The sequence below is a fragment of the Hypnocyclicus thermotrophus genome, assembly GCF_004365575.1.
Classification (GTDB): domain Bacteria; phylum Fusobacteriota; class Fusobacteriia; order Fusobacteriales; family Fusobacteriaceae; genus Hypnocyclicus; species Hypnocyclicus thermotrophus.
Genome location: NZ_SOBG01000005.1, coordinates 167,139 through 193,173 on the forward strand (window position 1 = coordinate 167,139; position 26,035 = coordinate 193,173).

The 26,035-nt window shown below is 26.9% G+C and carries 28 protein-coding genes; 27 read left to right on the forward strand and 1 reads right to left on the reverse strand.

The genetic code is table 11. The features are described 5' to 3' along the window. The first annotated feature begins 9 nt into the window (after positions 1 to 9). The 27 genes from murG (at position 10) to sufU (ending at position 23,935) form a co-directional block, all read left to right on the forward strand. Positions 10 to 1,083, forward strand: coding sequence for an undecaprenyldiphospho-muramoylpentapeptide beta-N-acetylglucosaminyltransferase (murG, locus tag EV215_RS06915; RefSeq protein WP_134113267.1), 1,074 nt, complete (start codon positions 10 to 12; stop codon positions 1,081 to 1,083). A 13-nt stretch (positions 1,084 to 1,096) separates the two neighbouring features. After that, a complete protein-coding gene (gene murC / locus EV215_RS06920) occupies positions 1,097 to 2,440 on the forward strand; it encodes a UDP-N-acetylmuramate--L-alanine ligase (RefSeq protein ID WP_134113307.1) in 1,344 nt (447 codons plus the stop codon). A 1-nt stretch (position 2,441) separates the two neighbouring features. Further along, complete coding sequence (gene murB / locus EV215_RS06925) at positions 2,442 to 3,281, forward strand: UDP-N-acetylmuramate dehydrogenase (protein ID WP_134113268.1); 840 nt, start codon at positions 2,442 to 2,444, stop codon at positions 3,279 to 3,281. 72 nt (positions 3,282 to 3,353) lie between these two features. After that, positions 3,354 to 4,016: a cell division protein FtsQ/DivIB gene (locus tag EV215_RS06930; RefSeq protein WP_134113269.1), complete on the forward strand. Its 663-nt coding sequence runs from the start codon at positions 3,354 to 3,356 to the stop codon at positions 4,014 to 4,016. Positions 4,017 to 4,039: 23 nt separating this feature from the next. Continuing rightward, positions 4,040 to 5,317 (forward strand): cell division protein FtsA, encoded by a 1,278-nt coding sequence (gene ftsA / locus EV215_RS06935; protein WP_134113270.1) that lies wholly within the window; start codon positions 4,040 to 4,042, stop codon positions 5,315 to 5,317. 31 nt (positions 5,318 to 5,348) lie between these two features. Next, positions 5,349 to 6,413: a cell division protein FtsZ gene (ftsZ, locus tag EV215_RS06940; protein WP_371682588.1), complete on the forward strand. Its 1,065-nt coding sequence runs from the start codon at positions 5,349 to 5,351 to the stop codon at positions 6,411 to 6,413. Between the two features lie 93 nt (positions 6,414 to 6,506). Then, positions 6,507 to 6,791: a 30S ribosomal protein S6 gene (rpsF, locus tag EV215_RS06945; protein ID WP_134113308.1), complete on the forward strand. Its 285-nt coding sequence runs from the start codon at positions 6,507 to 6,509 to the stop codon at positions 6,789 to 6,791. Positions 6,792 to 6,824: 33 nt separating this feature from the next. After that, a complete protein-coding gene (locus EV215_RS06950) occupies positions 6,825 to 7,223 on the forward strand; it encodes a single-stranded DNA-binding protein (RefSeq protein ID WP_134113309.1) in 399 nt (132 codons plus the stop codon). 18 nt (positions 7,224 to 7,241) lie between these two features. Further along, on the forward strand, positions 7,242 to 7,469 hold the full coding sequence (gene rpsR, locus EV215_RS06955) for a 30S ribosomal protein S18 (protein WP_208320356.1): 228 nt from the start codon (positions 7,242 to 7,244) through the stop codon (positions 7,467 to 7,469). A 93-nt stretch (positions 7,470 to 7,562) separates the two neighbouring features. Continuing rightward, positions 7,563 to 8,585: a D-glycero-beta-D-manno-heptose-7-phosphate kinase gene (gene rfaE1 / locus EV215_RS06960; protein ID WP_134113272.1), complete on the forward strand. Its 1,023-nt coding sequence runs from the start codon at positions 7,563 to 7,565 to the stop codon at positions 8,583 to 8,585. Positions 8,586 to 8,600: 15 nt separating this feature from the next. Then, on the forward strand, positions 8,601 to 9,086 hold the full coding sequence (gene ispF, locus EV215_RS06965) for a 2-C-methyl-D-erythritol 2,4-cyclodiphosphate synthase (RefSeq protein ID WP_134113273.1): 486 nt from the start codon (positions 8,601 to 8,603) through the stop codon (positions 9,084 to 9,086). A gap of 107 nt (positions 9,087 to 9,193) precedes the next feature. Then, positions 9,194 to 9,763 (forward strand): aminoacyl-tRNA hydrolase, encoded by a 570-nt coding sequence (gene pth, locus EV215_RS06970; protein WP_134113274.1) that lies wholly within the window; start codon positions 9,194 to 9,196, stop codon positions 9,761 to 9,763. 258 nt (positions 9,764 to 10,021) lie between these two features. Further along, positions 10,022 to 11,332, forward strand: a complete 1,311-nt coding sequence (gene rsxC / locus EV215_RS06975) for an electron transport complex subunit RsxC (protein WP_134113275.1) — start codon at positions 10,022 to 10,024, stop codon at positions 11,330 to 11,332. 19 nt (positions 11,333 to 11,351) lie between these two features. Further along, positions 11,352 to 12,290, forward strand: coding sequence for an RnfABCDGE type electron transport complex subunit D (locus EV215_RS06980; protein ID WP_134113276.1), 939 nt, complete (start codon positions 11,352 to 11,354; stop codon positions 12,288 to 12,290). Continuing rightward, entirely contained in the window at positions 12,283 to 12,804 is a 522-nt protein-coding gene (locus tag EV215_RS06985) for an RnfABCDGE type electron transport complex subunit G (RefSeq protein WP_134113277.1), read from the forward strand. Before EV215_RS06980 ends, EV215_RS06985 begins: the two co-directional genes overlap by 8 nt. A 1-nt stretch (position 12,805) precedes the next feature. Continuing rightward, the gene (rsxE, locus tag EV215_RS06990) at positions 12,806 to 13,423 is read left to right on the forward strand and encodes an electron transport complex subunit RsxE (RefSeq protein WP_134113278.1); all 618 of its coding nucleotides are present in this window, start codon (positions 12,806 to 12,808) and stop codon (positions 13,421 to 13,423) included. After that, positions 13,424 to 14,008 carry an electron transport complex subunit RsxA gene (gene rsxA, locus EV215_RS06995; protein WP_134113279.1) on the forward strand — a complete coding sequence of 195 codons (585 nt, stop codon included), beginning with the start codon at positions 13,424 to 13,426 and terminating at the stop codon, positions 14,006 to 14,008. It abuts the gene before it with no gap. A 12-nt stretch (positions 14,009 to 14,020) separates the two neighbouring features. Then, positions 14,021 to 15,019, forward strand: coding sequence for an RnfABCDGE type electron transport complex subunit B (locus EV215_RS07000; RefSeq protein WP_134113280.1), 999 nt, complete (start codon positions 14,021 to 14,023; stop codon positions 15,017 to 15,019). A 154-nt stretch (positions 15,020 to 15,173) separates the two neighbouring features. Beyond that, positions 15,174 to 16,037 carry an RluA family pseudouridine synthase gene (locus tag EV215_RS07005; RefSeq protein WP_134113281.1) on the forward strand — a complete coding sequence of 288 codons (864 nt, stop codon included), beginning with the start codon at positions 15,174 to 15,176 and terminating at the stop codon, positions 16,035 to 16,037. Between the two features lie 79 nt (positions 16,038 to 16,116). Further along, a complete protein-coding gene (gene gap / locus EV215_RS07010) occupies positions 16,117 to 17,130 on the forward strand; it encodes a type I glyceraldehyde-3-phosphate dehydrogenase (RefSeq protein ID WP_134113282.1) in 1,014 nt (337 codons plus the stop codon). 84 nt (positions 17,131 to 17,214) lie between these two features. Next, positions 17,215 to 18,414, forward strand: coding sequence for a phosphoglycerate kinase (locus EV215_RS07015; RefSeq protein WP_134113283.1), 1,200 nt, complete (start codon positions 17,215 to 17,217; stop codon positions 18,412 to 18,414). A gap of 166 nt (positions 18,415 to 18,580) precedes the next feature. Further along, the gene (locus tag EV215_RS07020) at positions 18,581 to 18,826 is read left to right on the forward strand and encodes a thioredoxin family protein (RefSeq protein WP_134113284.1); all 246 of its coding nucleotides are present in this window, start codon (positions 18,581 to 18,583) and stop codon (positions 18,824 to 18,826) included. A 37-nt stretch (positions 18,827 to 18,863) separates the two neighbouring features. Continuing rightward, positions 18,864 to 19,604 carry a Fe-S cluster assembly ATPase SufC gene (sufC, locus tag EV215_RS07025; protein ID WP_134113285.1) on the forward strand — a complete coding sequence of 247 codons (741 nt, stop codon included), beginning with the start codon at positions 18,864 to 18,866 and terminating at the stop codon, positions 19,602 to 19,604. Next, the gene (gene sufB, locus EV215_RS07030) at positions 19,605 to 21,011 is read left to right on the forward strand and encodes a Fe-S cluster assembly protein SufB (RefSeq protein ID WP_134113286.1); all 1,407 of its coding nucleotides are present in this window, start codon (positions 19,605 to 19,607) and stop codon (positions 21,009 to 21,011) included. Positions 21,012 to 21,062: 51 nt separating this feature from the next. Then, positions 21,063 to 22,130, forward strand: a complete 1,068-nt coding sequence (gene sufD, locus EV215_RS07035; RefSeq protein ID WP_134113287.1) for a Fe-S cluster assembly protein SufD — start codon at positions 21,063 to 21,065, stop codon at positions 22,128 to 22,130. A gap of 35 nt (positions 22,131 to 22,165) precedes the next feature. After that, on the forward strand, positions 22,166 to 23,362 hold the full coding sequence (locus EV215_RS07040; RefSeq protein ID WP_134113288.1) for an aminotransferase class V-fold PLP-dependent enzyme: 1,197 nt from the start codon (positions 22,166 to 22,168) through the stop codon (positions 23,360 to 23,362). A gap of 144 nt (positions 23,363 to 23,506) precedes the next feature. Then, positions 23,507 to 23,935, forward strand: a complete 429-nt coding sequence (gene sufU, locus EV215_RS07045) for a Fe-S cluster assembly sulfur transfer protein SufU (RefSeq protein WP_134113289.1) — start codon at positions 23,507 to 23,509, stop codon at positions 23,933 to 23,935. A gap of 37 nt (positions 23,936 to 23,972) precedes the next feature. On the opposite strand, the gene EV215_RS07050 is transcribed toward sufU, so the two are convergent. Next, positions 23,973 to 25,793 (reverse strand): alpha-amylase, encoded by a 1,821-nt coding sequence (locus EV215_RS07050; RefSeq protein WP_208320357.1) that lies wholly within the window; start codon positions 25,791 to 25,793, stop codon positions 23,973 to 23,975. Positions 25,794 to 26,035 lie beyond the last annotated feature (242 nt).

The following is a 26,035-nucleotide window of genomic DNA, read 5'->3' on the forward strand; positions in this document are numbered from 1 at the left end:
GGGTTAAATATGAAAAAAGTTGTTTTAACAACTGGAGGAACAGGTGGACATATATATCCAGCTTTAGCTATTGCAAAAGAACTTAAAAATAGAGAAGTAGAAACGTTATTTATAGGTAGTAAATATAGAATGGAAAATGAATTAGTACCTGAAAATGGATTTGATTTTATAGGGCTAGATATAAAACCTATTAAAATAACGAATATAAAATCAATATATAGATTATTTAAATCAATAATAAAAAGTATAACAATTTTATACAAAGAAAATATAGATTGTATTATTGGTTTTGGAAATTATATATCAATACCAGTTTTAATAGCAGCCTTTTTACTTGGGAAAAAAATATACCTTCAAGAACAAAATATTAATTTAGGACTTGCAAATAGAGTATTCTATAGAGTATCTCAAAAGATTTTTGTAGCTTTTGATAAAACATATGAAGATATTCCGAGAAAATATCAGCATAAAGTAATGGTAACGGGAAATCCACTGAGAAAAGAATTTAGATATATAGATAGAGAAGAAGAGCGAGAAAAATTAAAAATAGGAAATAATGAAAAAATACTTCTTGTTATTGGTGGTAGTTTGGGAGCAAAAAAAATAAATGAAGCTATATTAAATAATTGGGATGAGTTATTTAAAAATTTAGACATAAGAGTGTATTGGGCAACAGGAAAAAATCATTTTGATGAAATAAATAATAAAATAAGAAAAAGAAAACCAAATGATGTAATAAAACCATATTTTGATAATATAGCTAAAATTATGGCGGCTTCAGACCTTTTAATTTGTAGAGCTGGAGCGTTAACAGTATCTGAGGTTATAGAACTCCAAAAACCTAGTATTATGATACCTTACAAAAGTAGTGATGTAGGGCAAAAACAAAATGCTGAATTGTTAAAAAAAATAGGTGCTGCAAAAGTATATGATGAAGATAATAGTGACGAAGCAATAAAAGAAGCAATAAATTTAATAAAAAATGAAAAATTATTAAAAAAAATGAAAAATAATTTAGTTTTAATAAAAAAAGGAAATTCTACATTAAAAATTGTTAATGAAATAGATATTTGGAGGAATTAAGTATATGAAAGGTATAAAAAAAGTTTTTTTTATTGGTATAAATGGTATAGGTATGAGCGGATTAGCTAAAATAGCTAATAGTATGGGATTAGAAGTAGAAGGATCAGATATAGCTAAAAAAAATATAACTAAAGAATTAGAAAGTTTAGGAATAAAAGTATATATAGGTCAAAAAAAAGAAAATATAAAAAAAGTAGATATGGTAATATATTCGAGTGCAATAAAAGAAGATAATCCAGAATATATAGCTGCAAAAGCAAAGAATATAAAAATGATAAAAAGAGGAGAGTTTTTAGCAAAACTTTTTAATGAAAAAATAGGTGTAGCGATAGCGGGTACACACGGAAAGACAACAACTACTTCATTAATGTCATCGATTTCAATGTCAAAATCACCAACTATAATGGTAGGAGGTATTTTACCAGAGATTAATTCAAATGCAAAAGTTGGAAATTCTGATATTTTTATAGCTGAAGCGGATGAAAGTGATAACTCTTTTTTATATTTAAAACCTAAATATTCAATAATAACAAATATAGAAGAAGATCATTTAGAAAATCACGGGTCATTTGAAAATATAGAAAACTCATTTAAAAATTTTATAAATCAAACAGAAGAAGAAGTTATTCTTTGCATTGATTGTAAAAATGCTAAAAATTTAAGTAAATATTCTGACAAAATAAAAACATACAGTATAATAGATAAAGAAGCTAATATTTATGCTGAAAATATAAATCAAATAGATAATTTTACAACATTTGATTTGTTTATAGAAAATAAATATATAGATAATTTCAAAATAAAAATTCCAGGAATACATAATGTTTCAAATGCTATAGGGACTATATATTTAGCAATAAAATTTGGAGTAGAAATAGAAGAAATAAAACAAAAATTAGCAACATTTAATAATGCAAAACGACGATTTGATGTACTTTATAGTAATGGAATAACTATAGTAGATGATTATGCACATCATCCAACAGAAATAAAAGCAACATTGAGAGCTGCTAAAGAAAGAAAAACAGATAAAATAATAGCAGTTTTTCAACCACATAGATATAGTAGATTAAAATTTTTATTAGATAAATTTATTGGTGTTTTTGATTTAGCTGATGAAGTAATAATTTTACCGATTTATTCAGCAGGAGAAAAAAATATTTATGGAGTAGATGAAAAAATTTTAGTAGAAAAAATTAATCACTCTAAAATAAATATAATAAAGGGTGAGGAAGATATTTTAAATAAGATTAAAGAAAACAAAATCAAAACAACATATCTTTTTATGGGAGCTGGAGATATTTCTCAAATAGCACATAATTTAAGTGAAAAAATATCAAATAATTACGGAGTGTAGAATGGAAGTTATAAAAAACGCGAAAATGAAAAATCATTCAAATATGAAAATAGGTGGAGAAGCAAAAGAGCTTATTTTTATTGAAAAAAAAGAAGAATTATTAGAAGTTTTAGAAGAAGCAAAAGATTTTTTTATAATAGGTAATGGTACAAATACATTAATAAAAGATGGAAAAATAGATAAAACTTTTATAACTTTAAAAAGATTAAATGCGATTAAATTATTAGAAAATAATAGAGTATATGTAGAAGCAGGGTTAGACTTTAGTAAATTTATAGAATTTATGGAAAAAAATAATTTATCAGGATTAGAAAATCTCGCGGGTATTCCAGGTAGTGTAGGTGGGCTTGTATATATGAATGGTGGAGCTTATGGAACTGAGATTTTTGATTATATAGAAGAGATAGAAATAATAGATAATAATAATAACTTGAGAAAAATAAAAAAAGAAAATATAAAATATAGTTATAGAGCAACAGAGATAAAAGAAAAAAAATGGATAATAATAAGTGTTATTTTTAAATTAGAAAAAGGATTTAATAAAGAAAAAGTAAAAGAATTAATAAACAAAAGGGAAAATAATCATCCTTTAGATTTACCTAATTTAGGAAGTACTTTTAAAAACCCAGAAGGTTATTATTCTGCGAAATTAATAATAGAAGCAGGAATACAAGGACATAAAATAGGTGGTGCTAGAATTTCTAAAAAACATCCTAATTTTATTGTTAATGAAGAAAATGCAAAATATAGTGATGTTATAAAGCTTATAGAGTATGTAAAAAATAATGTGAAATCTAAAACAGGAATAGAATTAGAAGAAGAAATTATAATTATAAAATAAAACTGACACTTTTAGTGTTGAAAAAAACTAAAAAAAATGATATATTAGTGATAAGTATTAAAAGGGGTAAGTATGGTATTTTTTAAAAAATTTATACCTATTTTTATTTTATTTATTATTTTTTATAATATATATTTTTTTTATAATTCAGATTATTTTTTAATTAAAGATATTCAAATTATGGGTAAAAATGAATTATTAAAAAATGATATTATAGAGAAATTAGATATTTTAAAATCAAAAAATATATGGAAAATAGATATAGAAAAACTTAAAGAATTAATATTAAAAGATGTAAGAATAGAAAAATTAGATATTAAAAGAAAAATACCAGATAAATTAATTTTTGAAATAGAGGAAAAAAAACCTTTTATTTATGTTGAATATAAAGGAAGAATATTAGTTAGTGATAAAAATGGAATAATTTTTTCTATATATAAAGAAATATCTAATGAAGATTTGGCTATAATAAAATTAACTAACTTGGAAGACTTGAAAGAGTATATTAGTATATTAAATAAATTAGAGGGAAAATATTTAGAATTAATATCAGAACTTTATAAAAAAGAGAATTACTATATCATTTATTTAAGAGATGGAATAAAAATAAAGACAGATATTGATGTAGAAAAGAAAAAATATAGTTTAGCTTTTAAGCTATATAATCATTTAAAAAATAAAAAAGAGATAGATGAGTATTTAGATATAAGATTTAAGGATTTTATTGTTAAATAGGATTATTAAGGGGGAGGCAGTTAATGGATAATAATATTGCCGTTGCTATAGATATAGGAACAACCAAAATATATGTAATAATTGCAAAAGTAGATAATGAAACACATACATTTCAAGTAAAAGGATACGGAGTTGCTGCGTCTAGGGGATTAAAAAGAGGGTTAATAGTTGATATAACAACACTTAGTGAAGATATAGAAAGAGCTGTAAAAAAAGCAGAATTTATGGCCGGAATTAAAATAACAAAAACTTTTGTAGGACTTTCTGGAAAACATATAAAATCTAGTGTAACAAATGTTGAACTTGAATTAGATAATGCACCAAGAGTTATAGAGGAAAAAGATTATAAAAAACTTGTAAGAAAAGCTATAAATAGATTAGTAGAAGATGGAAGACAAGTACTTCATGAGATAGTTTATAATTATAAAGTGGATAATTCTAGCGTACTTAAAAATGCAATAGGCATGCAAGGAAGTTTTTTAAAAGCAGATGTACATCTTATTACTGGTTCTGAAAAAGAGATAATTTCATTAAAAAATGCTTTGAAAAATATTAACATAGAAATAGATGATATTATATTAGAACCTTATGCTTCAGCAAAATCAGTGCTTACACAGTCTGAAAAAGAATTTGGAACAGTAATAGTGGATATAGGTGGGGGAACAACAGATCTTGGAATATATAAAAGAGATAAATTAATTTATGCAAGTGTAATACCAATTGGTGGACAACATTTTACAAGTGATATAGCACAGGTATTAAAAATAGATTTAGAAACAGCAGAAGAATTGAAAAAGACATTTAGTGATTTATATTTTGATCCAAAAACAGAGAAAACTTTGCAAGTAGATAGTAAAAATTCAAATGATAAAATAGAAGTAAAATTAGATGTACTCAAAGAGATAATAGAAGCTAGAATAGATGATATAATAGAATATATAGAAGAGGGAATAGAATTATCAGGGTTTGGTGATTATATAACAAATGGAATTGTATTTACAGGTGGTTCGTCTAAGATAGCTGGTCTTGAAAAAAGAGCAAAACAACTTTTGAATTATAATATTAAAATAGGGGTACCTATAGAAATAGACGGATTATTAGAAAATATGAATAAACCAGAAAATGCTACAGGAATAGGATTATTACTTTATGCTACTGAAAAAAAATATTATTACTCAAAATTACATAAAGAAAAAAAACAAGAGAAAAAAATAGAAAAAAAAGAACAAAATAAAAATAAAATTGAAAAAGATAATAATATTAAAGAGAAGGTTAAAAAATTTTTTTCTAGCTTATTTTAGCGGAAATTAAGGAGGGTAAACAAGCATGGGGATGGAAGAACATGTAAAAATAAAAGTAATTGGTGTTGGAGGAGCTGGTGGAAATGCTATAAATGATATGATAGCTAGTGGTGTATCTGGGATAGAATTTATAGCAGCAAATACAGATGTACAAGATTTAGAAAATTCTGCTGCTCAAATCAAACTCCAATTAGGAAAAACTTTAACAAAAGGATTAGGTGCGGGAGCTGATCCAGAAATAGGAAGAAAATCAGTAGAAGAAAGTAAAGAAGAAGTAAAAAAAATATTAGAAAATACAGATATGCTTTTTATTACAGCAGGAATGGGTGGAGGAACAGGGACAGGAGCAGCTCCATCAATAGCTGAAATAGCTAAAGAATTGGGTGTTTTAACTATAGGTATAGTTACTAAACCATTTAATTTTGAAGGTAAAAAAAGAATGAAAAATGCTGAAGAAGGATTAGAGAGGTTTAGAGAGTTTGTAGATACGCTTGTTATTATTCCAAATGATAAATTATTTGATTTACCAAACAAAAAAATAACTCTTAAAAATGCATTCCAAGAAGCAAATAATATATTAAAAATAGGGGTAAAAGGTGTTTCGGAGCTTATAACAAAACATGGTTATATTAATCTAGATTTTGCAGATATACGTACAATAATAAAAGGATCAGGAGTAGCTATGTTAGGATTTGGAGAAGCAAGTGGAGAAGATAGAGCAAATATTGCTACACAAATGGCGTTATCTAATCCATTGTTAGAAAAATCTATAGAAGGAGCGCAAAGAATCTTATTAAATATAACAGGTGGAGAAGATTTTACTTTAACAGAAGCAAATCAAATTTCAGAAGCAATTAAAGCAGCGGCGGGAACAGAGCATACAGAAGAGATGATGTTTGGTAGTGTTATAGATGAAAGTTTAGAAGATATAATAAAAGTGACTATAATGGCAACAGATTTTATAGATTTAGCTGATAAAGAAATTAGAAAAGAAAAAACATTTGAAACAAATATTAAAGTTAATAAAGATAAAAAAACTGAAGAAGATGATGATTATTTAGAAATTCCAGCTATAATTAGAAAAAGAAATTTATAAAAAAAGTTGATTTTTAAATAAAAATATGTTATTATAAATAGCCCTGTTTAGTAAAAAACTAGACAATATCCAGAGGGAGGAGGAAGATTAATGATAAGAAATTACGAAATAATGTACATTATTAATCCAGTAACTACAGAAGAGCAAAAAGCAGAAGTTATAGAGAAAGTAAATGCTATCTTAGCTGCTGCAAAAGCTGAAGATGTAAAAGTTGAAAAATGGGGAGAAAGAAAATTAGCTTACCCTATCGACAAAAAAGAAACTGGGTTTTATGTATTAACTACTTTTAAAATTGAAGGAACAGAATTAAAAGAAGTAGAAACTAAATTAAACATAACTGAAAACTTAATGAGATATATCGTAGTAAAAAAAGACTAATTATAGATATTTTTGGGGAGGGGTTTTATGTCAATGAATTTAGTTGTATTAACAGGTAGATTAGCTAGAGATCCAGAGCTGAAATATGGACAAAGTGGTACAGCTTATTGTAGATTCACTTTAGCAGTTAACAGGGTAGCTAAAGATGAAGCGGATTTTATAGGATGTACAGCATTTGGAAAAACTGCAGAACTTATTGGTGAATACTTAAGAAAAGGTAGTATGACAGGAGTTCAAGGTAGATTACAAACTAGTTCATATGAAACAAATGGTGAAAAAAGATATAGAACAGATGTTATCGTTGATAGGATTGAGTTTTTAGAATCTAAAGCAAGCTTATCTACAACAGGAAACATAACAAATACGTCTAAATCCCCAGAACCAGTACAAAATTCGCATGAAGAAGAAGATGATGACGAATTTCCATTTTAATTTTTGGAGGTGAAGATAATGGATATCAAAAGAAGAAGAAGAAGAAGATCAAGATTAAAAGTAACTGCAAAAGATATTGATTATAAAAATGTAGATTTATTAAAAAAATTTATGTCTGATAAAGGTAAAATTAATCCAGCTAGAGTAACAGGAGCAGATGCTAAATTACAAAGAAAAATAGCTAGAGCTATTAAAAGAGCAAGAAATATAGCGTTATTACCTTATACTAATACAGTAAGTAAATAATTAAATTTATTAAAGCTAATGAGTTTTTCATTAGCTTTTTTTTATTTGAAATGATATAATTTTATAAAAAATCAAAAAATTTTAGGAGGAAAAATGTTAAAAAAAGAAAGATTATTTGAAATATTAGAAAATTTTTTAACTAAAAGTATTGCTGTAATAGGAGATATGATGATAGATGAATATATAATAGGAAATGTAGATAGAATATCTCCAGAAGCTCCAGTACCAGTAGTAAATGTAAATAATGAAAAATATGTACTTGGAGGAGCAGCTAATGTAGTAAATAATTTATCTGTATTAGGTGTAAATGTATTAGCATATGGAATAGTAGGAAATGATTTAAATGCAAATAAGTTACTTTATAAATTCAAAGAAAAAAATGTAAATACAGAAGGTATAATAATTGATAGAGAAAGACCTACAATAATAAAACAAAGAATTTTAGCAGGGAATCAACAACTTTTAAGAATAGATAGAGAGAAAAAATATCCTATTTCTAATGAAATAGAAAATAAAATTATAAATAATTTAAATAAAAATATAGAAAAAATAGATGCTATTATTTTATCTGATTATGATAAAGGCGTTCTTACAGAAAATTTAGCTAAAAATATAATTAAAATAGCTAAAGAAAATAATAAAATAATAATTATAGATCCTAAACCTAAAAATGTTTTGAACTATATAGGTGCAACTTCTATGACTCCAAATTTAAAAGAAGCATGTGAATGTATAGGAAAAAATATAACTGAAAATGAAAATGAAATAATACAAATAGGAAAAGAAATAAGAGAAAAATTAGAGCTAGATCATTTACTTATGACTAGAAGTGAAAAAGGTATGAGTATATTTATGAAAAATAGTGTAGAAAATATACCAACGTTTGCAAAAGAAGTATATGATGTAACAGGAGCAGGAGATACAGTAATCTCATTATATACATTGGCGCTTTCGTGTGGAGCAAGCTATGAAGAATCAGCTAAAATAGCAAATACAGGAGCAGGAGTAGTAGTTGGTAGAGTAGGAACATCAGTTGTAACAAAAGAAGAAATAATTGAATTTTATGAAGAAATATATGATAAACATAATTTAAAAATAGAAGAAAAAAAATATTAAAGAAAGGATAAAAATATGTATAGAATAGGTAATGGATATGATGTTCATAAACTAGTAGAAAATAGAAAACTAATATTAGGTGGAGTAGAAATACCTTATGAATATGGATTACTAGGGCATTCTGATGCAGATGTTCTTATTCATGCTGTTATGGATGCGTTATTAGGAGCACTTGCACTAGGTGATATAGGACAGCATTTCCCTGATACTGATGAAAAATATAAGGGAATATCAAGTATAGAATTATTAAAACATGTGAATAAATTAATAGTATCTAAAGGATATGAGATAGTCAACATTGACTCTATTATAGTCATGCAAAAGCCTAAATTAAAAGGTTATTTATTTGAAATGAGAGAAAATATATCAAAAGTAGTTGATATAGAAATAGAGAATATAAATATAAAAGCAACTACAGAAGAAAAATTAGGATTTACAGGAAATGGAAATGGGGTTAAATCTTATGCGGTTGTAATGTTAAAAAAAAGTAATAAATTTTAATTAAAAAAATTTGATAATTAAAAAAAATAGAGGTAAACTTGTATTAGAGTTTTAAAATTTCAAAATAAATGATATAATTTCTTAAAATAATATTTGGAGGTTATATCATGAAATTAATAGTAGGACTTGGTAATCCAGGTAAAAAATATGAAAAAACTAGACATAATATAGGATTTAATGTTATTGATAATTTAGCAAAAGATTTAGGTGTGGAGAATTTTAGAGAAAAATTCCAAGGTCTTATTGCAGATACGACTTTTAGGTCAGAAAAAGTTTTATTACTTAAGCCACAAACGTATATGAATCTTAGTGGAAATTCATTAATTGAAGTTGTGAATTTTTATAAACTAGATATAGAAAATGATATTATTGTAATATATGATGATATGGATTTAAAATTGGGTGAGCTAAGAATTAAAGCAAAAGGAAGTGCAGGAGGCCATAATGGAATAAAATCTATAATAAGTCATATAGGAGATAAATTTATTAGAGTAAAATGTGGAATAGGAAAACCTAAAGAAAAAGGAGAAGTTATAAATTTTGTATTAGACAATTTTGCTAAAGCAGAAATAGAAGAGGTAGATACTTTAATTGAAAATGCGAAAAATGCCACAAAAGATATTTTAATTTCAAAATCTTTAGATAGAGTAATGCAAAAGTATAATAGAAAAAAATAACAAATATTATTGATTTTAAGAGTAAAAAAACTTTTTAAGCCTAAAAAAACCTTTAAAAATAAAAAGGAATTGGTTTAAGAAGTTTTTTTTCGATATTAAACCATACTTTACAAAGTGAATTTTTAATCAAAGTAAATTTTGAAAAAACAAATAATAAAAACATACAAAATAAAAAAATAACTTACTTTACAAAATTTTTAAAAACAGTTATTATATAAAGTGAATGTTAATTATAATTTAACAAAGGAGTTGAATTAAATGAAATTATTTAGTTTTAAAGGTGGTATACATCCGCCTGAAAACAAAGATTTAACAGAAAATTTAAAGATTGAAGATTTTAAAATTCCAAAAGAAATATGTATACCTCTTCTTCAACATATAGGAGTAGTACTAGAGCCTCTTGTAAAAGTGGGAGATAGGGTAAAAAAAGGTCAAAAAATAGGAGATAGTAGTGGTTTTTTATCATCACCTGTACATTCATCAGTAAGTGGAGTGGTAAAAAAAATAGAAGTTAGACCTTTTCCAGTAAGTGGTAGAGTAAATACGGTAATTATTGAGAATGATTATGAAGAAGAAATTTTTGAATATCCCAAATATAAAGAATATGAAAAATTAACAAAAGATGAATTATTAAAGATAGTAAGAGAAATGGGAATAGTAGGACAAGGTGGGGCAACATTTCCGACACATATAAAACTTAATCCACCAAAAGATAAAAAAATAGATGTCTTATTAATAAATGGTGCAGAATGTGAGCCATATTTAAATGCTGATAATAGGCTTATGCTTGAACAAACAGAAAAAGTAGTAAAAGGAATAGATATATTTAGACATATTTTAGGAGTGCAAAGAGTAGTAATAGGGATAGAAGAAAATAAAGAAGAAGCAATTCATAAAATGAAAGAAGAAGCTTCTAAATATGGAATGGAAATAGCAGTACTTAAAACAAAATATCCTCAAGGAGGAGAAAAACAATTAATAAAAGCTGTTTTAGATAGAGAAGTACCTTCTGGTAAATTACCATCAGAGGTAGGAGTAGTAGTACAAAATACGGCTACAGCATTATCTGTATATGAAGCAGTGATTGAAGGAAAACCAGTAATAGAAAAAGTACTTACAGTGTCAGGGCTGGGAGTAAAAACACCTAAAAATTTAAGAGTAAGAATAGGAACACAATTTAAAGAAATACTAGATTATGTAGAAATAGATAGAGAAAAAACAGAAAAACTTGTAATGGGTGGTCCAATGATGGGATTAGCTCAACATTCAGAAGAAGTTCCAGTAATAAAAGGAACATCTGGGATTTTAGCTCTTACAAAAAAAGAGATGAATCCATATAAATCAAGAGCTTGTATAACATGTGGAAAATGTGTAGATGCATGTCCGATGAATTTATCTCCATTAATGTATGCAAAACTTGCAAGATTCCAAGAGTGGAAGGAGATGGATAAATACGATTTATTAGATTGTATAGAGTGTGGAAGCTGTTCATTTGTATGTCCAGCAAATAGACCATTAACAGAAGGGATAAAAATAGGAAAAGCTAAATTAAGAGCTATGAAAAGATAAAAGAGAAGGCAGGTGTATTATGGATAAATTATATAGAGTAGGTCAATCACCACATATTAGAACAAAAGAAACAATAGAAAGTGTAATGTATGATGTAGTAATAGCACTTTTACCAACACTTTTAGTTGCAATATATTTTTTTGGAATGAAAGCATTATATATGACATTAGTTGCTGTAATATCAGCAATGTTAGCAGAATATGTATCACTTAAATTAATGAAAAGAGAAATTACGATATTTGATGGTAGTGCCATTATTACAGGAATGCTTTTTGCTTTTATATCTCCAGTAACACTTCCATATCCATATATAATTATTGGTTCAGTTGTATCAATAGTTATAGGAAAAATGGTGTTTGGAGGACTTGGACATAATGTATTTAATCCAGCATTATTAGGAAGAGTATTTTTAATGGCATCATGGCCAGCACTTCTTACAAGATATGTAAATGTAGATGGAAGCGCAGGTGCTACTACTTTAGATTACTTAAAAAAAGGAAAAGATTTAATGGAAGTATTTGGACATAATGTATATTTAGATATGTTTATAGGAAAAATGGCAGGTTCCATGGGAGAAACATCTGCATTAGCTTTGCTTATTGGTGGATTATATTTAATCTATAAAAAACATATAGACTGGAAAATGCCAGTTACAATTATTTCTGCAGTGTTTATATTAGCACTTATTTTTGGACAAAACCCATTTTATCATATACTTTCAGGAGGATTATTTATAGGTGCCTTTTTTATGGCTACAGATATGGTTACTACACCATATACAACTAGTGGAAAAATTATATTTGGACTTGGAGTTGCTTGTATAACTATGCTTATAAGATTAAAAGGTTCATATCCAGAAGGAGTAGCATTTTCTATTCTTATAATGAATGGGGTAACTTCACTGATAAATAAATATACAAAACCTAAAAAATTTGGTGAGGTGAAGTCAAATGAATAAAACATTACATTATGGACTTGTATTATTTATTATTGCTTCTATTTCAGCTTCAATATTAGCATTTATAAATGGGAAAACAGCTCCTGTAATAGCTGAAAGATCGAAAAGAGAAGAGATCGAAGCTAGAAAAAATGTTCTTTTAGCAGAAGATTATAAAATAGAAGAAAAAAAAGAAATAGAAGGAATGGAATTTATACCAGCATATAAAAATAATAAAAAAATTGGATATGTAGTAAAAACAATAGGGCCAGGGTATGGAGGAGATATTGTAATATTATTTGGTGTAGATATGAATGGTAAAATTACAGGAATAAATATATTAAAAGCATTAGAAACACCTGGACTTGGAGATAAAATTTTAAATAAAGAATGGCAAAAAAGATGGATAGGAAAAGATAAAAATTATGAATTTAAAGTAGGTGTAGATTCATTTGCAGGAGCAACTATCTCACCTAGAGGAGTATATACTGGTCTTATGAAAGCGTTAGATGCTTTTGAGAAAGAGGTGAAATAGAGTGGAGAATAGATATTTTAAAGAGTTTTCAAAAGGAATAGTAAAAGAAAATCCAGTACTTGTTCTATTACTTGGGTTATGTCCTACTCTAGGAGTAACTACTTCTGCAACAAATGGATTGACAATGGGACTTGCAACATTAACAGTATTAGTTTTTTCAAATATGATAGTATCTATGATAAAAGATTTTATCCCTGATAAAGTAAGAATACCAGCATTTATAATGGTAATAGCATCATTAGTAACAATAGTTGGAATGGTAATGGAAGCTTATATACCAGCACTTTATGCAGCACTTGGAGTATTTTTACCATTAATAGTTGTAAACTGTATAATTCTTGGAAGAGCAGAAAGCTTTGCATCTAAAAATGGAATTATATTATCGATATTAGATGGTTTAGGAAATGGTTTAGGGTTTACTTTTACTCTTGTTTTATTAGGAGGAATAAGAGAAATTTTAGGTAATGGAAGTATTTTTGGAATTAAATTTTTAGGAAGTTTTTATAATCCAGCTTTAATATTTATATTACCACCAGGTGCATTTTTAACATTAGGGTTTATTATAGCTACGATGAATGCAAAAAAAAATAGAAGCCTTAATAAAAAGGAGGCAAAATAGATGGATTTAGGTAGATTGATTTCAATAATAATAGGTTCGATTCTTATAAATAACTTTATATTTTCTAGATTTTTAGGTATTTGTCCATTTATGGGAGTATCAAAAAAAATAGAGTCATCAATAGGAATGGGAATGGCGGTTACATTTGTAATGACATTAGCATCATCTGTAACATGGATAGTATATTATTATATTTTAAAACCATTTCATATAGAATATTTAGAAATAATAGCGTTTATACTTATAGTAGCATCGCTTGTACAATTTGTAGAAATGGCAATAGAAAAAACAAGTCCAAATTTATATAAAGCATTAGGTGTATTTTTACCACTAATTACTACAAACTGTGCGGTATTGGGAGTGGCACTTATAAATATACAAGAGGAATATAATTTTATAGAGACAACAGCAAATGGATTTGCAGCAGCAGTAGGATTTACACTTGCATTAGTTTTACTTGCAGGAACTAGAGAAAGACTTGAATACGCTGATGTACCAGAAAGTTTTAAAGGAATTGCTATAGCCTTTATAAGTGCAGGAATTCTTGCAATGGCATTTATGGGATTTAGTGGTATAAAAATCTAATAAGGAGTGATAATGGTGGATATTATAATTGCAGTAGTTGCATTAGGAACTATAGCCATATTAATGGGTGTATTTCTAGCATATGCGGCTAAGAAATTTGAAGTAAAAAAAGATCCTAAAATAAATGAAATACTAGACATATTACCGGGAGTAAATTGTGGTGCGTGTGGATATCCAGGGTGTAGTGGATATGCTGAAGCAGTAGCAATGCAAGGTGTAGATATAAATTTATGTGCACCAGGTGGAGCAGAAGTAGTAGAAAAAATATCGACGATTACAGGGCAAGTAGCAGAAGATAAAGAAAAAATGGTAGCTAGAGTAATGTGTCAAGGTGATAATACTAAAGTTACAAAAAGATATGAATTCGATGCAGATATAAAAACATGTGCTAATGCACTTCTTTATTATGGTGGAGATAAAAGTTGTATGTATGGATGTCTTGGATATGGAGATTGTGAAAAGGTATGTCCAACAAATGCTATAAAAGTAAATGAAAAAGGAATAGCAGTAGTAGATGAAGAGTTATGTATTTCTTGTGAGAAATGTGTAATAGAATGTCCAAAAAATATAATAAAAATGGTAAGAGAAAAATCAAGAGTATCAGTACTTTGTTCTTCACATGAAAAAGGAGCAGACTCAAGAAAAGTATGTAGTATATCATGTATAGGATGTGGAATATGTGCTAAAAATTGTCCAGTAGATGCAATAGAAGTAAAAGGAAATTTAGCAGTAATAGATGATAGTAAATGTATAAATTGTGGAATATGTGAAGTGAAATGTCCGACAAATGCAATAAAAAGTGATATAAAAGAAGTAAAAAAAGCAAAAATAATAGAAGATAAGTGCATAGGATGTACAGCATGTGCTAGAGTATGTCCAGTAGATGCAATAGAAGGAGAAGTTAAGAAAAAACATAAAGTTATAGCAGAAAAATGTATAGGATGTGGTTTATGTTATGAAAAATGTAAATTTGATGCTATAAAATTGGAAACACAAATAAAATCTTCCTAAATTTAGGAAGGTTTTTTATTTATAGATTATAAGTGAAAAAAATAGTTATTATAAAGTTTGATTTTTCTAAATATATGAAATAATAATTGACAAAAACTGTTTACTTTGATAAGATAGTGATATATATAATTTGTAAAAACAAAAGGGTCATTATATGAAAAAATATAGAATTGAAAAAGAGTATAAAGGTTATACTATATCTGAATATTTAAGAAATATTCAAAATTATTCTGGTAGAAGTATCAGAAATTTGGAGATTTTTTTAAATGGAAAGAGAGTTAAACCTAAAAAAAAATTAAGAGCATATGAAGTACTTTTAGTAAAAGAAAAAGAAAAAAGTACAAATATTAAACCGCTAGAGATAAAATTAAATATTGTATATGAAGATGAAGAAATACTTATTATAGATAAAGACCCAGGAATAGTAGTTCATCCTACTTTAAAAAAAGTAGATAAAACTTTGGCCAATGGAATAGTATATTATTTTAAAGAAAAATATAATAAAATTATGATTCCAAGATTTTATAATAGATTAGATATGGATACCTCAGGACTTATAATTATTACTAAAACAGGATTTGCACAAAGTTTTTTACAAGAAAAATGTGAAGTGAAGAAGTACTATTTAGCAATAGTAGAAGGAATAATTGAAAAAGATGAATTTATTTTAGAAAAACCAATAGGAAGAATAGGAAATAATCTAAAAAGAGAGATTTTACCTATTGAAAATGGCGGACAATATGCGAAAACAAAAGTTAAAGTTTTAGAAAAAAACATAGAAAAAAATATTACTTTAATAGAGGTAGAGCTTTTTACAGGTAGAACTCATCAAATAAGAGTACATATGTCAAGTATAGGTCATCCACTTATTGGAGATAAATTATACTCTGATAAAGAAAGAAATATAAGACAATTATTACATGCGTATAGATTAGAATTTATTAACCCTATTAGTAAAGAAAAGCAAATTATCGAGATAGAAATGAAAGAAGATATGAAAAAATATCTATATAATTAATTTGACATTAGCTTTATTTTGAGTTATATTAGTTGTGTATGATTTAAATTTACATATAAAAAATAGGAGGTATGATTAAATGGCAGTAAAAGTTGCAATTAATGGATTCGGAAGAATCGGAAGACTAGCATTTAGATTAATGTTTGGTTCACCTGAATTTGAAATCGTTGCTATTAATGATTTAACAAGTGCAGGAGATTTAGCTTACTTATTAAAATATGATACAGCACAAGGAAGATATAAAAGTGATTCAATAACAGCTGGAGAAGATTCAATTACTGTAGATGGAAAAACTATTAAAATTTATGCTGAAAGAGATGCAAGAAATTTACCTTGGGGAGACCTAGGAGTAGATGTTGTATTAGAATGTACAGGATTTTATGTATCAAAAGATAAATCTCAAGCTCATATTGATGCAGGAGCTAAAAAAGTTGTAATCTCTGCACCAGCAAAAGGAGATTTAAAAACTATCGTATATAACGTAAATGATGAAATTTTAGATGGAAGTGAAGATATAATTTCAGGAGCTTCTTGTACAACTAACTGTTTAGCACCAGTTGCTAAAGTATTAAATGATAACTTTGGATTAGTAAAAGGATTTATGACTACTATCCATGCTTATACAAATGATCAAAACACATTAGATGGACCTCATGCAAAACCTATTACAGCTAGAAGAGGAAGAGCTGCTGCTGCTAATATGGTTCCAACTTCTACAGGAGCTGCGGTAGCTGTAGGAAAAGTTTTACCTGAATTAAATGGTAAATTAGATGGTGGAGCTGTAAGAGTTCCAACTGTTACAGGTTCTTGTGTTGATTTAGTAGTAGAATTAGAAAAATCAGTTACTGCTGAAGAAGTAAATGCTGCAATGAAAGCTGCTGCAAACGAAACTTTAGGATATACAGAAGATCCAATTGTTTCTTCAGACGTAATTGGAATTCACTATGGATCATTATTTGATGCTTTATCAACTAAAGTAATGACTGTAGATGGAAAACAATTAGTAAAAATCTTAACTTGGTATGATAATGAAATGTCATATACTGCTCAATTAGTAAGAACAGTTAAAAAATTAGCTTCATTAATAAAATAATTAAATAAATAGAATAGCGGAAACTTAGGTTTCCGCTTTTTTAAAATAAAATATGATATTAAAGAGAAAATCAGGAGGGAAAAAATGGCTAAAAAAATCGTAACTGATTTAGATGTAAAAGGTAAAAAAGTTTTAATGAGAGTTGACTTTAATGTACCTATGAAAGATGGGAAAATTACTAATGATAATAGAATAACAGCGGCACTTCCTACAATAAAATATGTATTAGAAAATGGTGGGAAAGTAATTGCATTTTCTCATTTAGGAAGAGTAAAAACCGAAGAAGATAAAGCTTCAAAATCTCTTGCTCCAGTAGCTAAAAGATTAGAAGAAGTATTAGGACAAGAAGTAAAATTTGTTCCAGTTACTAGAGGTCCAGAATTAGAAGCAGCAATAGACGAATTAAAAGATGGAGAAATCTTAATGTTTGAAAACACAAGATTTGAAGATATAGATGGTAAAAAAGAATCTAAAAATGATCCAGAATTAGGAAAATATTGGGCTTCTTTAGGAGATGTATTTGTAAATGATGCATTTGGTACTGCACATAGAGCACATGCTTCTAACGTAGGGATAGCTTCAAATATAGCTGAGTCAGCAGCTGGATTCTTGATGGAAAAAGAAATTAAATTTATAGGAGGAGCTGTTGATAATCCTGAAAGACCATTAGTTGCAATATTAGGAGGAGCAAAAGTTTCTGATAAAATAGCAGTAATAGAAAACTTAATTGCAAAAGCTGACAAAATTATTGTTGGTGGAGGAATGATGTTTACTTTCTTGAAAGCAAAAGGATTAAATATAGGAAAATCTTTATGCGAAGAAGATAGAATAGAATTAGCAAAAGAATTGATGGAAAAAGCAGGAGATAAATTAATACTTCCAGTAGATACAGTTCTTGCCGAAAAATTTGCAGCTGATGCAGCTCATAAAACTGTAGCAGTAGAAGATATAGCAGCTGATGAAGAAGGATTAGGATTAGATATTGGTCAAGCTTCTATAGAATTATTTGCAAAAACATTAGAAGGAGCAAAAACTGTAGTATGGAATGGACCTATGGGAGTATTTGAAATGCCTGCATTTGCTAAAGGGACAATAGCTGTTTGTGAAGCAATAGCTGCATTGGAAGGCGCTACTACAATAATAGGTGGAGGAGATTCAGCAACTGCTGCAATTCAATTAGGATTTGCTGATAAATTTACTCATATCTCTACTGGTGGAGGAGCTTCATTAGAATATTTAGAAGGTAAAGTGTTACCTGGAGTAGATTCAATATCTGATAAATAATTATTTTAACTATCCATGATTTTCATGGATAGTTTTTTTATTTTTTGGAAATGTGTAAAAAAGTAAATAAATTAAAAAATAGATTAAAATATTATTCTTTACTTGAAAAGTCAAGAATAATATGATATATTATTTATATAAAATATAAATAAATGGAGGAAAGACTATGCATGTAGGAATGAATATAGTAATATATGATTTTTTTTGTTCAAATAGTCCTTTATATATAGATATTATGAAAGTAATAGAAGAATTAGATATATATCCAAATGTAGAAAAAATAAGAGATGTAGACGCTATATTTAATATATCTGATAAACCACCTGTATTATTTATTAATGGAAAAAAAGTAATAGAGGGTGAGTATCCAGATAAGGAAAAATTAAAAGATATAATAGAAAAAAATTTATAAAAATTCTTGAGTTTTTTAATAAATAAAGGAGGAAAAAATGAGTAGTTTATTAAAAATTAACAATTTAAAAGTTAAAGTAGAAAATAAAGAGATATTAAAGGGAATAGATTTAGAAATAAATAAAGGAGAAGTACATGTAATAATGGGACCAAATGGTGCTGGAAAATCAACACTTTCAAATGCTATAACAGGAAATCCTAAATACGAGATTGTAGATGGTGAAATAATTTTTGAAGGTGAAAACATTAATGACTTAAAAGTGGATGAAAGAGCTAAAAAGGGGATTTTTATGTCATTTCAATATCCAGAAGCAATACCTGGAGTTACAGTAGAAGAATTTTTGAGAGCATCAAAATCATCAATAACAGGAAGATTGCAATCAGTAATTAAATTTAAAAAAGAGTTAGAAGAAAAAATGGAGGAACTTCATATTGATAAAAATTATGCAAATAGACATTTAAATGTAGGATTTTCTGGAGGAGAAAAAAAGAAAAATGAGATACTACAAATGGCTATATTAGCACCTAAATTAGCTATATTAGATGAAACGGATTCAGGACTTGATGTAGATGCTATTAGAGTAGTGTATGAAGGAGTAAATAAATTAAAAAATGAAAATAATGCGATACTTATAATTACTCATTATAATAAAGTGTTAAATTATATAAAACCTGATTTTGTTCATGTGGTAAACAATGGAAAGATTGTAAAATCTGGTGGAATTGAAGTTGCTCATGAAATAGAAAAACAAGGTTATGAAAATATAAAGGTGATATAAATGAAAAAAAATAAAACAAGTGTAGATGATATCAATAGAGGCATATATGATATAGTAGATAAAGAAGATCATTCATACAAATCTAAAAAAGGATTGAGCAATGATATAGTAATAGAGATTTCAAAGAAAAAAAAAGAACCTAAGTGGATGCTAGAACATAGATTAAAAAGTTTAGAAATTTATAATCAAAAACCTATGCCAACTTGGGGTGCAGACTTAAAAGATTTAAGAGTAGAAGATATAATTTATTATTTAAAGCCAAATACAGAAATGAAAGAAAATTGGGATGATGTTCCGGATTATATTAAAAATACTTTTGACAGATTAGGAATTCCAAAAGCTGAAAGAGAATCCTTAGCAGGAGTTGGAGCTCAATATGATTCTGAAGTTGTTTATCATAATGTAAATAAAGAATTAATAAAACAAGGGGTAATATATACAGATATAGAAACAGCCTTAAAAGAACATGAAGATATAGTAAAAAAATATTTTATGACACTTATAAGAAATATTGATCATAAATTTGCTGCACTTCATGGCGCGGTATGGTCTGGTGGTTCATTTGTATATGTACCAAAAGGAGTGCATGTAAAAATGCCACTTCAATCATATTTTAGATTAAATGCAAAAGAAGCAGGTCAATTTGAACATACACTTATTATTGTAGAAGAAGGAGCAAGTCTTCATTTTATAGAAGGATGTAGCGCACCAAAATATTCATCACAAGCGCTTCATGCGGGTGCAGTAGAACTTTTTGTAAAAAAAGGTGCTAAGCTTAGATATTCTACAGTGGAAAATTGGTCTAGAAATATGTATAACTTAAATACAAAAAGAGCAGTAGTAGATGAAAAAGGAACTATTGAATGGGTATCAGGTTCATTTGGTTCAAAAGTTAGTATGCTTTATCCTATGAGTATACTTCGAGGAGAATATGCAAGAGCAGAATTTACAGGAATTACTTTTGCTTCAACAGGTCAATATCTTGATACAGGCGCAAAAGTAGTGCATGCAGCACCATATACTAGTTCAACTATAAATTCTAAATCAATATCAAAAAATGGAGGAATAGCTTTTTATAGAGGTCTTTTAAAAGTAGCTAAAAATGCTCATCATGTAAAATCAAATGTAAATTGTGAAAGTTTAATGCTAGATAATATATCAAAATCAGATACAGTGCCAATAATAGAGCTTATGAATGATGATGTAGACATTGGACATGAAGCTAAAATAGGTAGAATTAGTGATGAGACGATTTATTATTTAATGCAAAGAGGAATTAGTGAGGAAGAGGCCAAAGCTATGATTGTGAGGGGATTTGTAGAACCAATTACAAAAGAATTGCCATTAGAATATGCTGTAGAATTAAATAATTTAATTAATTTAGAGTTAGAAGGAACAATAGGATAAAATAATAAAATTCAATTTTTTAAATTGAATAAAAAAGATAGAGGTGTATATATGTTTGAAAGTTATAAGAAATTTAATAAAGATAAATTAGACATATTGAACTCTTTAGAAAAACCAAATTGGCGAAGAGTAGGATATCAATATGAATTTAAGTTTGATAAAATTAGAGAATTATCTAAGATTTCAGATAATGATATAATAAAAATAGATGAAAAAATAATAAAAAAAATAGAATTTAAAAATTCTTTTAAAGAAAATGATTATTTTATAAAAATGGCAGAATTGTTTTTTAATAGCGGTGTGTATATAGATAACAATAAAAATTCTAAATATTATTTTTCTTTTAAAGGAGATAAAGAAAACAATAATATTTTAGATTATAATATTATTATAGCTAGAGAAAATAGTGAGAGTAGTATTATATTTGACTATACAGGTGATATAGATGTTTTTAGAAATTCTTTATTTAAAATAAAAGCGGAAAAAAACGCAGTAATAAATATTTTTTTTGTTCAAAGATTAAGTGAAAATTCTGAAAGTTTTTCAAATATAATTGTAGAAGCAGATAGAACTTCTAAAGTAAATCAATATTTTTTTAGTATGGGTTCAAAAATAAATATGATTAGTAATAATGTATATCTTCTTGATAAAGAAGCTAGAAGTGAAGTTTATTCAGTTTATATTGGAGATAAAAATAAAAAAATAGATTTAGAATTTACAACTAATCATAGAGCACCTTATACAGAAAGTATTATTGAAGGAAGAGGAGTATTAAAAGATAATAGCAAAAAGGTATTTAGAGGAAACCTTCAATTTGATAGAGGAGCTAAAAAATCAATTGGAAAAGAGTCAGAATTTACGTTATTACTTAATAAAAATATAAAATCAGACTCTATTCCAACCTTGAAATGTGATGAAGATGATGTAATAGGTGAACATGCGGCTAGTGCTGGACAACTTAATGATGAAAAACTTTTTTATTTAATGCAAAGAGGATTTGATGAGAAAGCAGCAAAAAAAATTATAGTTATGTCCAGTTTAAAACCAATTATTAGTAAAATTAATAATAAAAAATTAGTTGAAAGATTATATAATATAATCGAAGAAAGGTTTTCATAATTTAATCGAAATGAAAAATAATTGAGGTGTATAAAATGCATAAAAATAAGTTTCCTATATTTGAAAATAATAGAGAATTAGTATATTTAGATAGTGCAGCTACTACTCAAAAACCAAAAGAGGTATTAGATGCAATGTATAACTATAATATTTATAATAATGCAAGTCCAAATAGAGGAAGTTATAAACTTAGTTTAGAAGCTACAAATTTATATAAAGAAAGTAAAAAAAATGTTGCGACATTTATCGGAGCAGAAAGTGAAGAGATAATTTATACTAAATCAGCAACAGAATCGTTAAATTTAATATCGTATGTTTTAGAGAAAGAATTAAAAAAAAATGATGAAATTTTAGTAGGAATTAGTTCTCATCATTCTAATTTAGTTCCTTGGCAAGAATTAGCTAAAAGAAAAAACATAGTTCTTAAATATATTTATTTAGATAAAAATGGAGAGTTTGATTTAAGTGATTTAAAAAATAAACTTTCAAATAATACAAGATTAGTTACATTTTCTTATGCTGTAAATACTACTGGAGTTGTACATGATGTAAAAAAAATAATAAACTTAATAAAAACATTTAATACTAATATAAAAATAATAGTAGATGGTGCACAGATAGTACTTCATAAAAATATAGATGTAAAAAAATTAGATATAGACTTTTTTGTGTTTTCAGCGCATAAAATGTTTGGACCTATTGGAATTGGAGTACTTTATATAAAAAAAGAATTAATTGAAAAATTACCTCCATTTTTATATGGTGGAGATATGATAGAGTTTGTAGAAGAAACAAAGTCTATATATAAAAATAATTATGAAAAATATGAAGGTGGAACTCAAAGTGTAGAACTTGCAGTAGGACTTTCAGCAGCAATAGAATTTATTAATAAAATAGGTATTAAAAAAATAGAAACATATGAAAAAGAATTACATGATTATTTACTAAGTAAATTAAAGGAGCTTGATTTTATAGAGATATATTTTGAAAATCAAAAAAATAAAACTCCTGTTATAGCTTTTAATGTAAAAAATGTACACTCTCATGATGTGAGTCAAATATTGGATATGAATAATATAGCAATAAGGACCGGTCATCATTGTACACAGCCACTTATGAAATATCTAAATATTCCTTCTTGTTGTAGAGTAAGCTTATCTATTTACAATACTGAAAATGATATAAATAAACTTATAAAATCACTATATAAAGTAAAAGAAATTTTTTATTAAAAAATATAAATTTATAATACAAAGAGATAAGATAATCGTAATAATACATAAAAAAGTTCTAAATTTTAATAGTTTTAAGTAATTTTATGTAAGAAAGTATTTTAAATTTTGCAATAAAAAACAAAGAATCTGGAGGTGAAATTATTGGACTATAATAAAATATATACATCTTTAATTATGGAACATAATAAAAGTGGACATAATAAGAGGGAAATAAAAAATGCAGATTATATTGAAAGAGGTCATAATCCAAATTGTGGAGATGACATTACTGTACAATTAAAAATAAAAGATGACAAAATCGTAGATGGAGCTTTTATAGGAATAGGGTGTGCAATTTCTCAAGCTTCAGCATCAATACTTTTTGATATAATAAATGGCAAAAATATAAATGAAGCAAAACATATAGTAGAATCTTATCTTAAAATGATAAAAAAAGAAGAAATATCAGAAGAAGACAAAGAAAAATTAGAAGATGCTGTAATCTTAGAAAATATATCAAATATGCCAGCTAGAGTAAAATGTGCTACGCTTGCATGGAATGGAGTAAAAATAATTTTTAATAAAATATAAAATCCTCTTAAAGTAATCTTTAAGAGGATTTTTTTTATTATTGTTCTATCCAAACTGATACACTACCACCGTTTACTTTGAATTCAGCCCATCCATCATTATTTGAATAAATAACATCGCTTCTATTTCCAAGATAATCTATAAATTTAGCATTTGCTTTACCTACATACATCCATTTACTACCACCACTAGCATCAGTTAAGATTGTAGCCATTGCTTTTGGATGATTAGCATCACCAAGTCTTGTCCAACCAATAATATCAGGATTATCTAAATAATCTCTTTGTTCTCCATAAGCATATAATTTTCTTGCTTCAACAAGTTTTTTTATAGTATTGTATTGAGACTTAATATTTTGTGCACCATACATATCACCATAGAAAACACATGGATAACCATCTTGTCTAAGTAAAATCATAGCATAAGCTAGAGGTTTAAACCAATCTTTTACTGGTGATTCAAGAGCTTGACCAGGTTGTGTATCATGATTTTCTACAATAGTTACAGCTTTTAATGGATTAGATTGAACTAAAGTACCATTAAATATATTTTTCATATCATAATATCCATTACCATTTGACGCATTATGAAAATTCATGTGTAATGGTGCATCAAATAAAGACATTTTACCATTAGATTTTGTTATATAGTTATTTAATTTATTTATATCATAACTCCAATATTCTCCAACTGTAAATAATTCTTTTCCAGTTGAACTTCTTAAATAATCTAGCCAATCATTAAAAAATGTAAATTTAATATGTTTTACAGCATCAAGTCTAAATCCATCTACACCTGTAAAATCTAAATACCATTTTCCCCAATCTTTTAATTCTTGAACAACTTCAGGATGATCCATATCAAGATCAGCACCCATTAAGTAATCATAATTATTATTCTCAGTATCCACTTCCCAATCCCAAGATTTTCCTGTACCATTAAATCTAAATATAGCTTTTTGTTTAGAATTATCATCCCAATCTACACCATCAAAATGATACCATTTCCAATTAAATGTAGAGTATTTTCCATTTCTTCCAGGAAAATGAAAATCTGTCCAAGCACTTATTGTTTTGGTTTCATAGGTAACATTTCTATTATTCCAATCTACTCTAGTAGCTGATACATTTTCTTTTCCATCTGCTCCCATTCTATGATTAAACACAACATCACCATATATTTGTATACCATTTTGATGAGCTACATTTATGGCATTAAGATATTCATCTTTTGTACCATATTTAGTTCTAATAGTACCTTTTTGATTAAACTCTCCAAGGTCATACATATCATATACTCCATATCCAACATCTGCACTTCCAGCTTGTCCTTTATATGCAGGTGGAAGCCAAAGAGCTGTAATTCCCATATTTGATAAGGTAGAAGATTCAGAAGCTACTTTATTCCATAAACTTCCATCATTAGGTAAATACCATTCAAAATATTGCATCATAGTCCCGTTAATAGAAGAAGAACTATTATTTATTTCTGTAACTTTAATTTCATGAGTAGAATCATAAAAAGTGATTTTATATGTTTTGTTAGGAGAAACATAATAATCTTGAGAAGGATAGTTTTCTGACCAATCCCCGTATCTATCAATTTTAAATCTAGGACCACCAGAAGAGTCACCATTATTAAACGTAACGGTAATTTCCCAAGTATTAGAAGCTACTTTAGTCATTGGACTAGTATTCCAAGAATTAGGTGTACCTCTAAAATAAGCATTATTCCATTCACTAACAAGTGAAGCAGATATACTACTATTATTTAAATTAGATGTTAAATTAGATGTTTTATCACAGCCAATAATAGTAAGAAAAACCAATAAGAATAAAAAATTTAAAAATTTTTTCATAATAAAAAATACCTCCTATAATTTATTTTACAATCTATACATTTAATAATGTATAGATTCAAAAACAATTGAACTGTTTCCAGTATATTTTTACCATTTTTGTATAAAAAAATCAATACTTTATTAAGTTAAAAAAAGAACGTTTCCAAAAAAACTACATTTTCCAAAAACTGACTAGCTAGTCATTGACTTGATGGTCAGTTTGTGATATGATTAAAATATTAAAATTAAATCAAAGTATA

What these genes read in the sequence shown, in the direction of transcription:
- sufB (WP_134113286.1), top strand. Translation starts at nt 19,605, where the DNA reads ATGAAAAAAAATAAAACAAGTGTAGATGATATCAATAGAGGCATATAT.
- rpsR (WP_208320356.1), top strand. Translation starts at nt 7,242, where the DNA reads ATGGATATCAAAAGAAGAAGAAGAAGAAGATCAAGATTAAAAGTAACT.
- murB (WP_134113268.1), top strand. Translation starts at nt 2,442, where the DNA reads ATGGAAGTTATAAAAAACGCGAAAATGAAAAATCATTCAAATATGAAA.
- sufD (WP_134113287.1), top strand. Translation starts at nt 21,063, where the DNA reads ATGTTTGAAAGTTATAAGAAATTTAATAAAGATAAATTAGACATATTG.
- ftsA (WP_134113270.1), top strand. Translation starts at nt 4,040, where the DNA reads ATGGATAATAATATTGCCGTTGCTATAGATATAGGAACAACCAAAATA.
- EV215_RS07020 (WP_134113284.1), top strand. Translation starts at nt 18,581, where the DNA reads ATGCATGTAGGAATGAATATAGTAATATATGATTTTTTTTGTTCAAAT.
- murG (WP_134113267.1), top strand. Translation starts at nt 10, where the DNA reads ATGAAAAAAGTTGTTTTAACAACTGGAGGAACAGGTGGACATATATAT.
- rfaE1 (WP_134113272.1), top strand. Translation starts at nt 7,563, where the DNA reads ATGTTAAAAAAAGAAAGATTATTTGAAATATTAGAAAATTTTTTAACT.
- pth (WP_134113274.1), top strand. Translation starts at nt 9,194, where the DNA reads ATGAAATTAATAGTAGGACTTGGTAATCCAGGTAAAAAATATGAAAAA.
- rsxA (WP_134113279.1), top strand. Translation starts at nt 13,424, where the DNA reads ATGGATTTAGGTAGATTGATTTCAATAATAATAGGTTCGATTCTTATA.
- ftsZ (WP_371682588.1), top strand. Translation starts at nt 5,349, where the DNA reads ATGGAAGAACATGTAAAAATAAAAGTAATTGGTGTTGGAGGAGCTGGT.
- gap (WP_134113282.1), top strand. Translation starts at nt 16,117, where the DNA reads ATGGCAGTAAAAGTTGCAATTAATGGATTCGGAAGAATCGGAAGACTA.
- EV215_RS07040 (WP_134113288.1), top strand. Translation starts at nt 22,166, where the DNA reads ATGCATAAAAATAAGTTTCCTATATTTGAAAATAATAGAGAATTAGTA.
- EV215_RS07000 (WP_134113280.1), top strand. Translation starts at nt 14,021, where the DNA reads ATGGTGGATATTATAATTGCAGTAGTTGCATTAGGAACTATAGCCATA.
- EV215_RS06985 (WP_134113277.1), top strand. Translation starts at nt 12,283, where the DNA reads ATGAATAAAACATTACATTATGGACTTGTATTATTTATTATTGCTTCT.
- rsxC (WP_134113275.1), top strand. Translation starts at nt 10,022, where the DNA reads ATGAAATTATTTAGTTTTAAAGGTGGTATACATCCGCCTGAAAACAAA.
- ispF (WP_134113273.1), top strand. Translation starts at nt 8,601, where the DNA reads ATGTATAGAATAGGTAATGGATATGATGTTCATAAACTAGTAGAAAAT.
- EV215_RS06980 (WP_134113276.1), top strand. Translation starts at nt 11,352, where the DNA reads ATGGATAAATTATATAGAGTAGGTCAATCACCACATATTAGAACAAAA.
- EV215_RS07050 (WP_208320357.1), bottom strand. Translation starts at nt 25,793, where the DNA reads ATGAAAAAATTTTTAAATTTTTTATTCTTATTGGTTTTTCTTACTATT.
- EV215_RS07015 (WP_134113283.1), top strand. Translation starts at nt 17,215, where the DNA reads ATGGCTAAAAAAATCGTAACTGATTTAGATGTAAAAGGTAAAAAAGTT.
- sufC (WP_134113285.1), top strand. Translation starts at nt 18,864, where the DNA reads ATGAGTAGTTTATTAAAAATTAACAATTTAAAAGTTAAAGTAGAAAAT.
- EV215_RS06930 (WP_134113269.1), top strand. Translation starts at nt 3,354, where the DNA reads ATGGTATTTTTTAAAAAATTTATACCTATTTTTATTTTATTTATTATT.
- EV215_RS07005 (WP_134113281.1), top strand. Translation starts at nt 15,174, where the DNA reads ATGAAAAAATATAGAATTGAAAAAGAGTATAAAGGTTATACTATATCT.
- EV215_RS06950 (WP_134113309.1), top strand. Translation starts at nt 6,825, where the DNA reads ATGAATTTAGTTGTATTAACAGGTAGATTAGCTAGAGATCCAGAGCTG.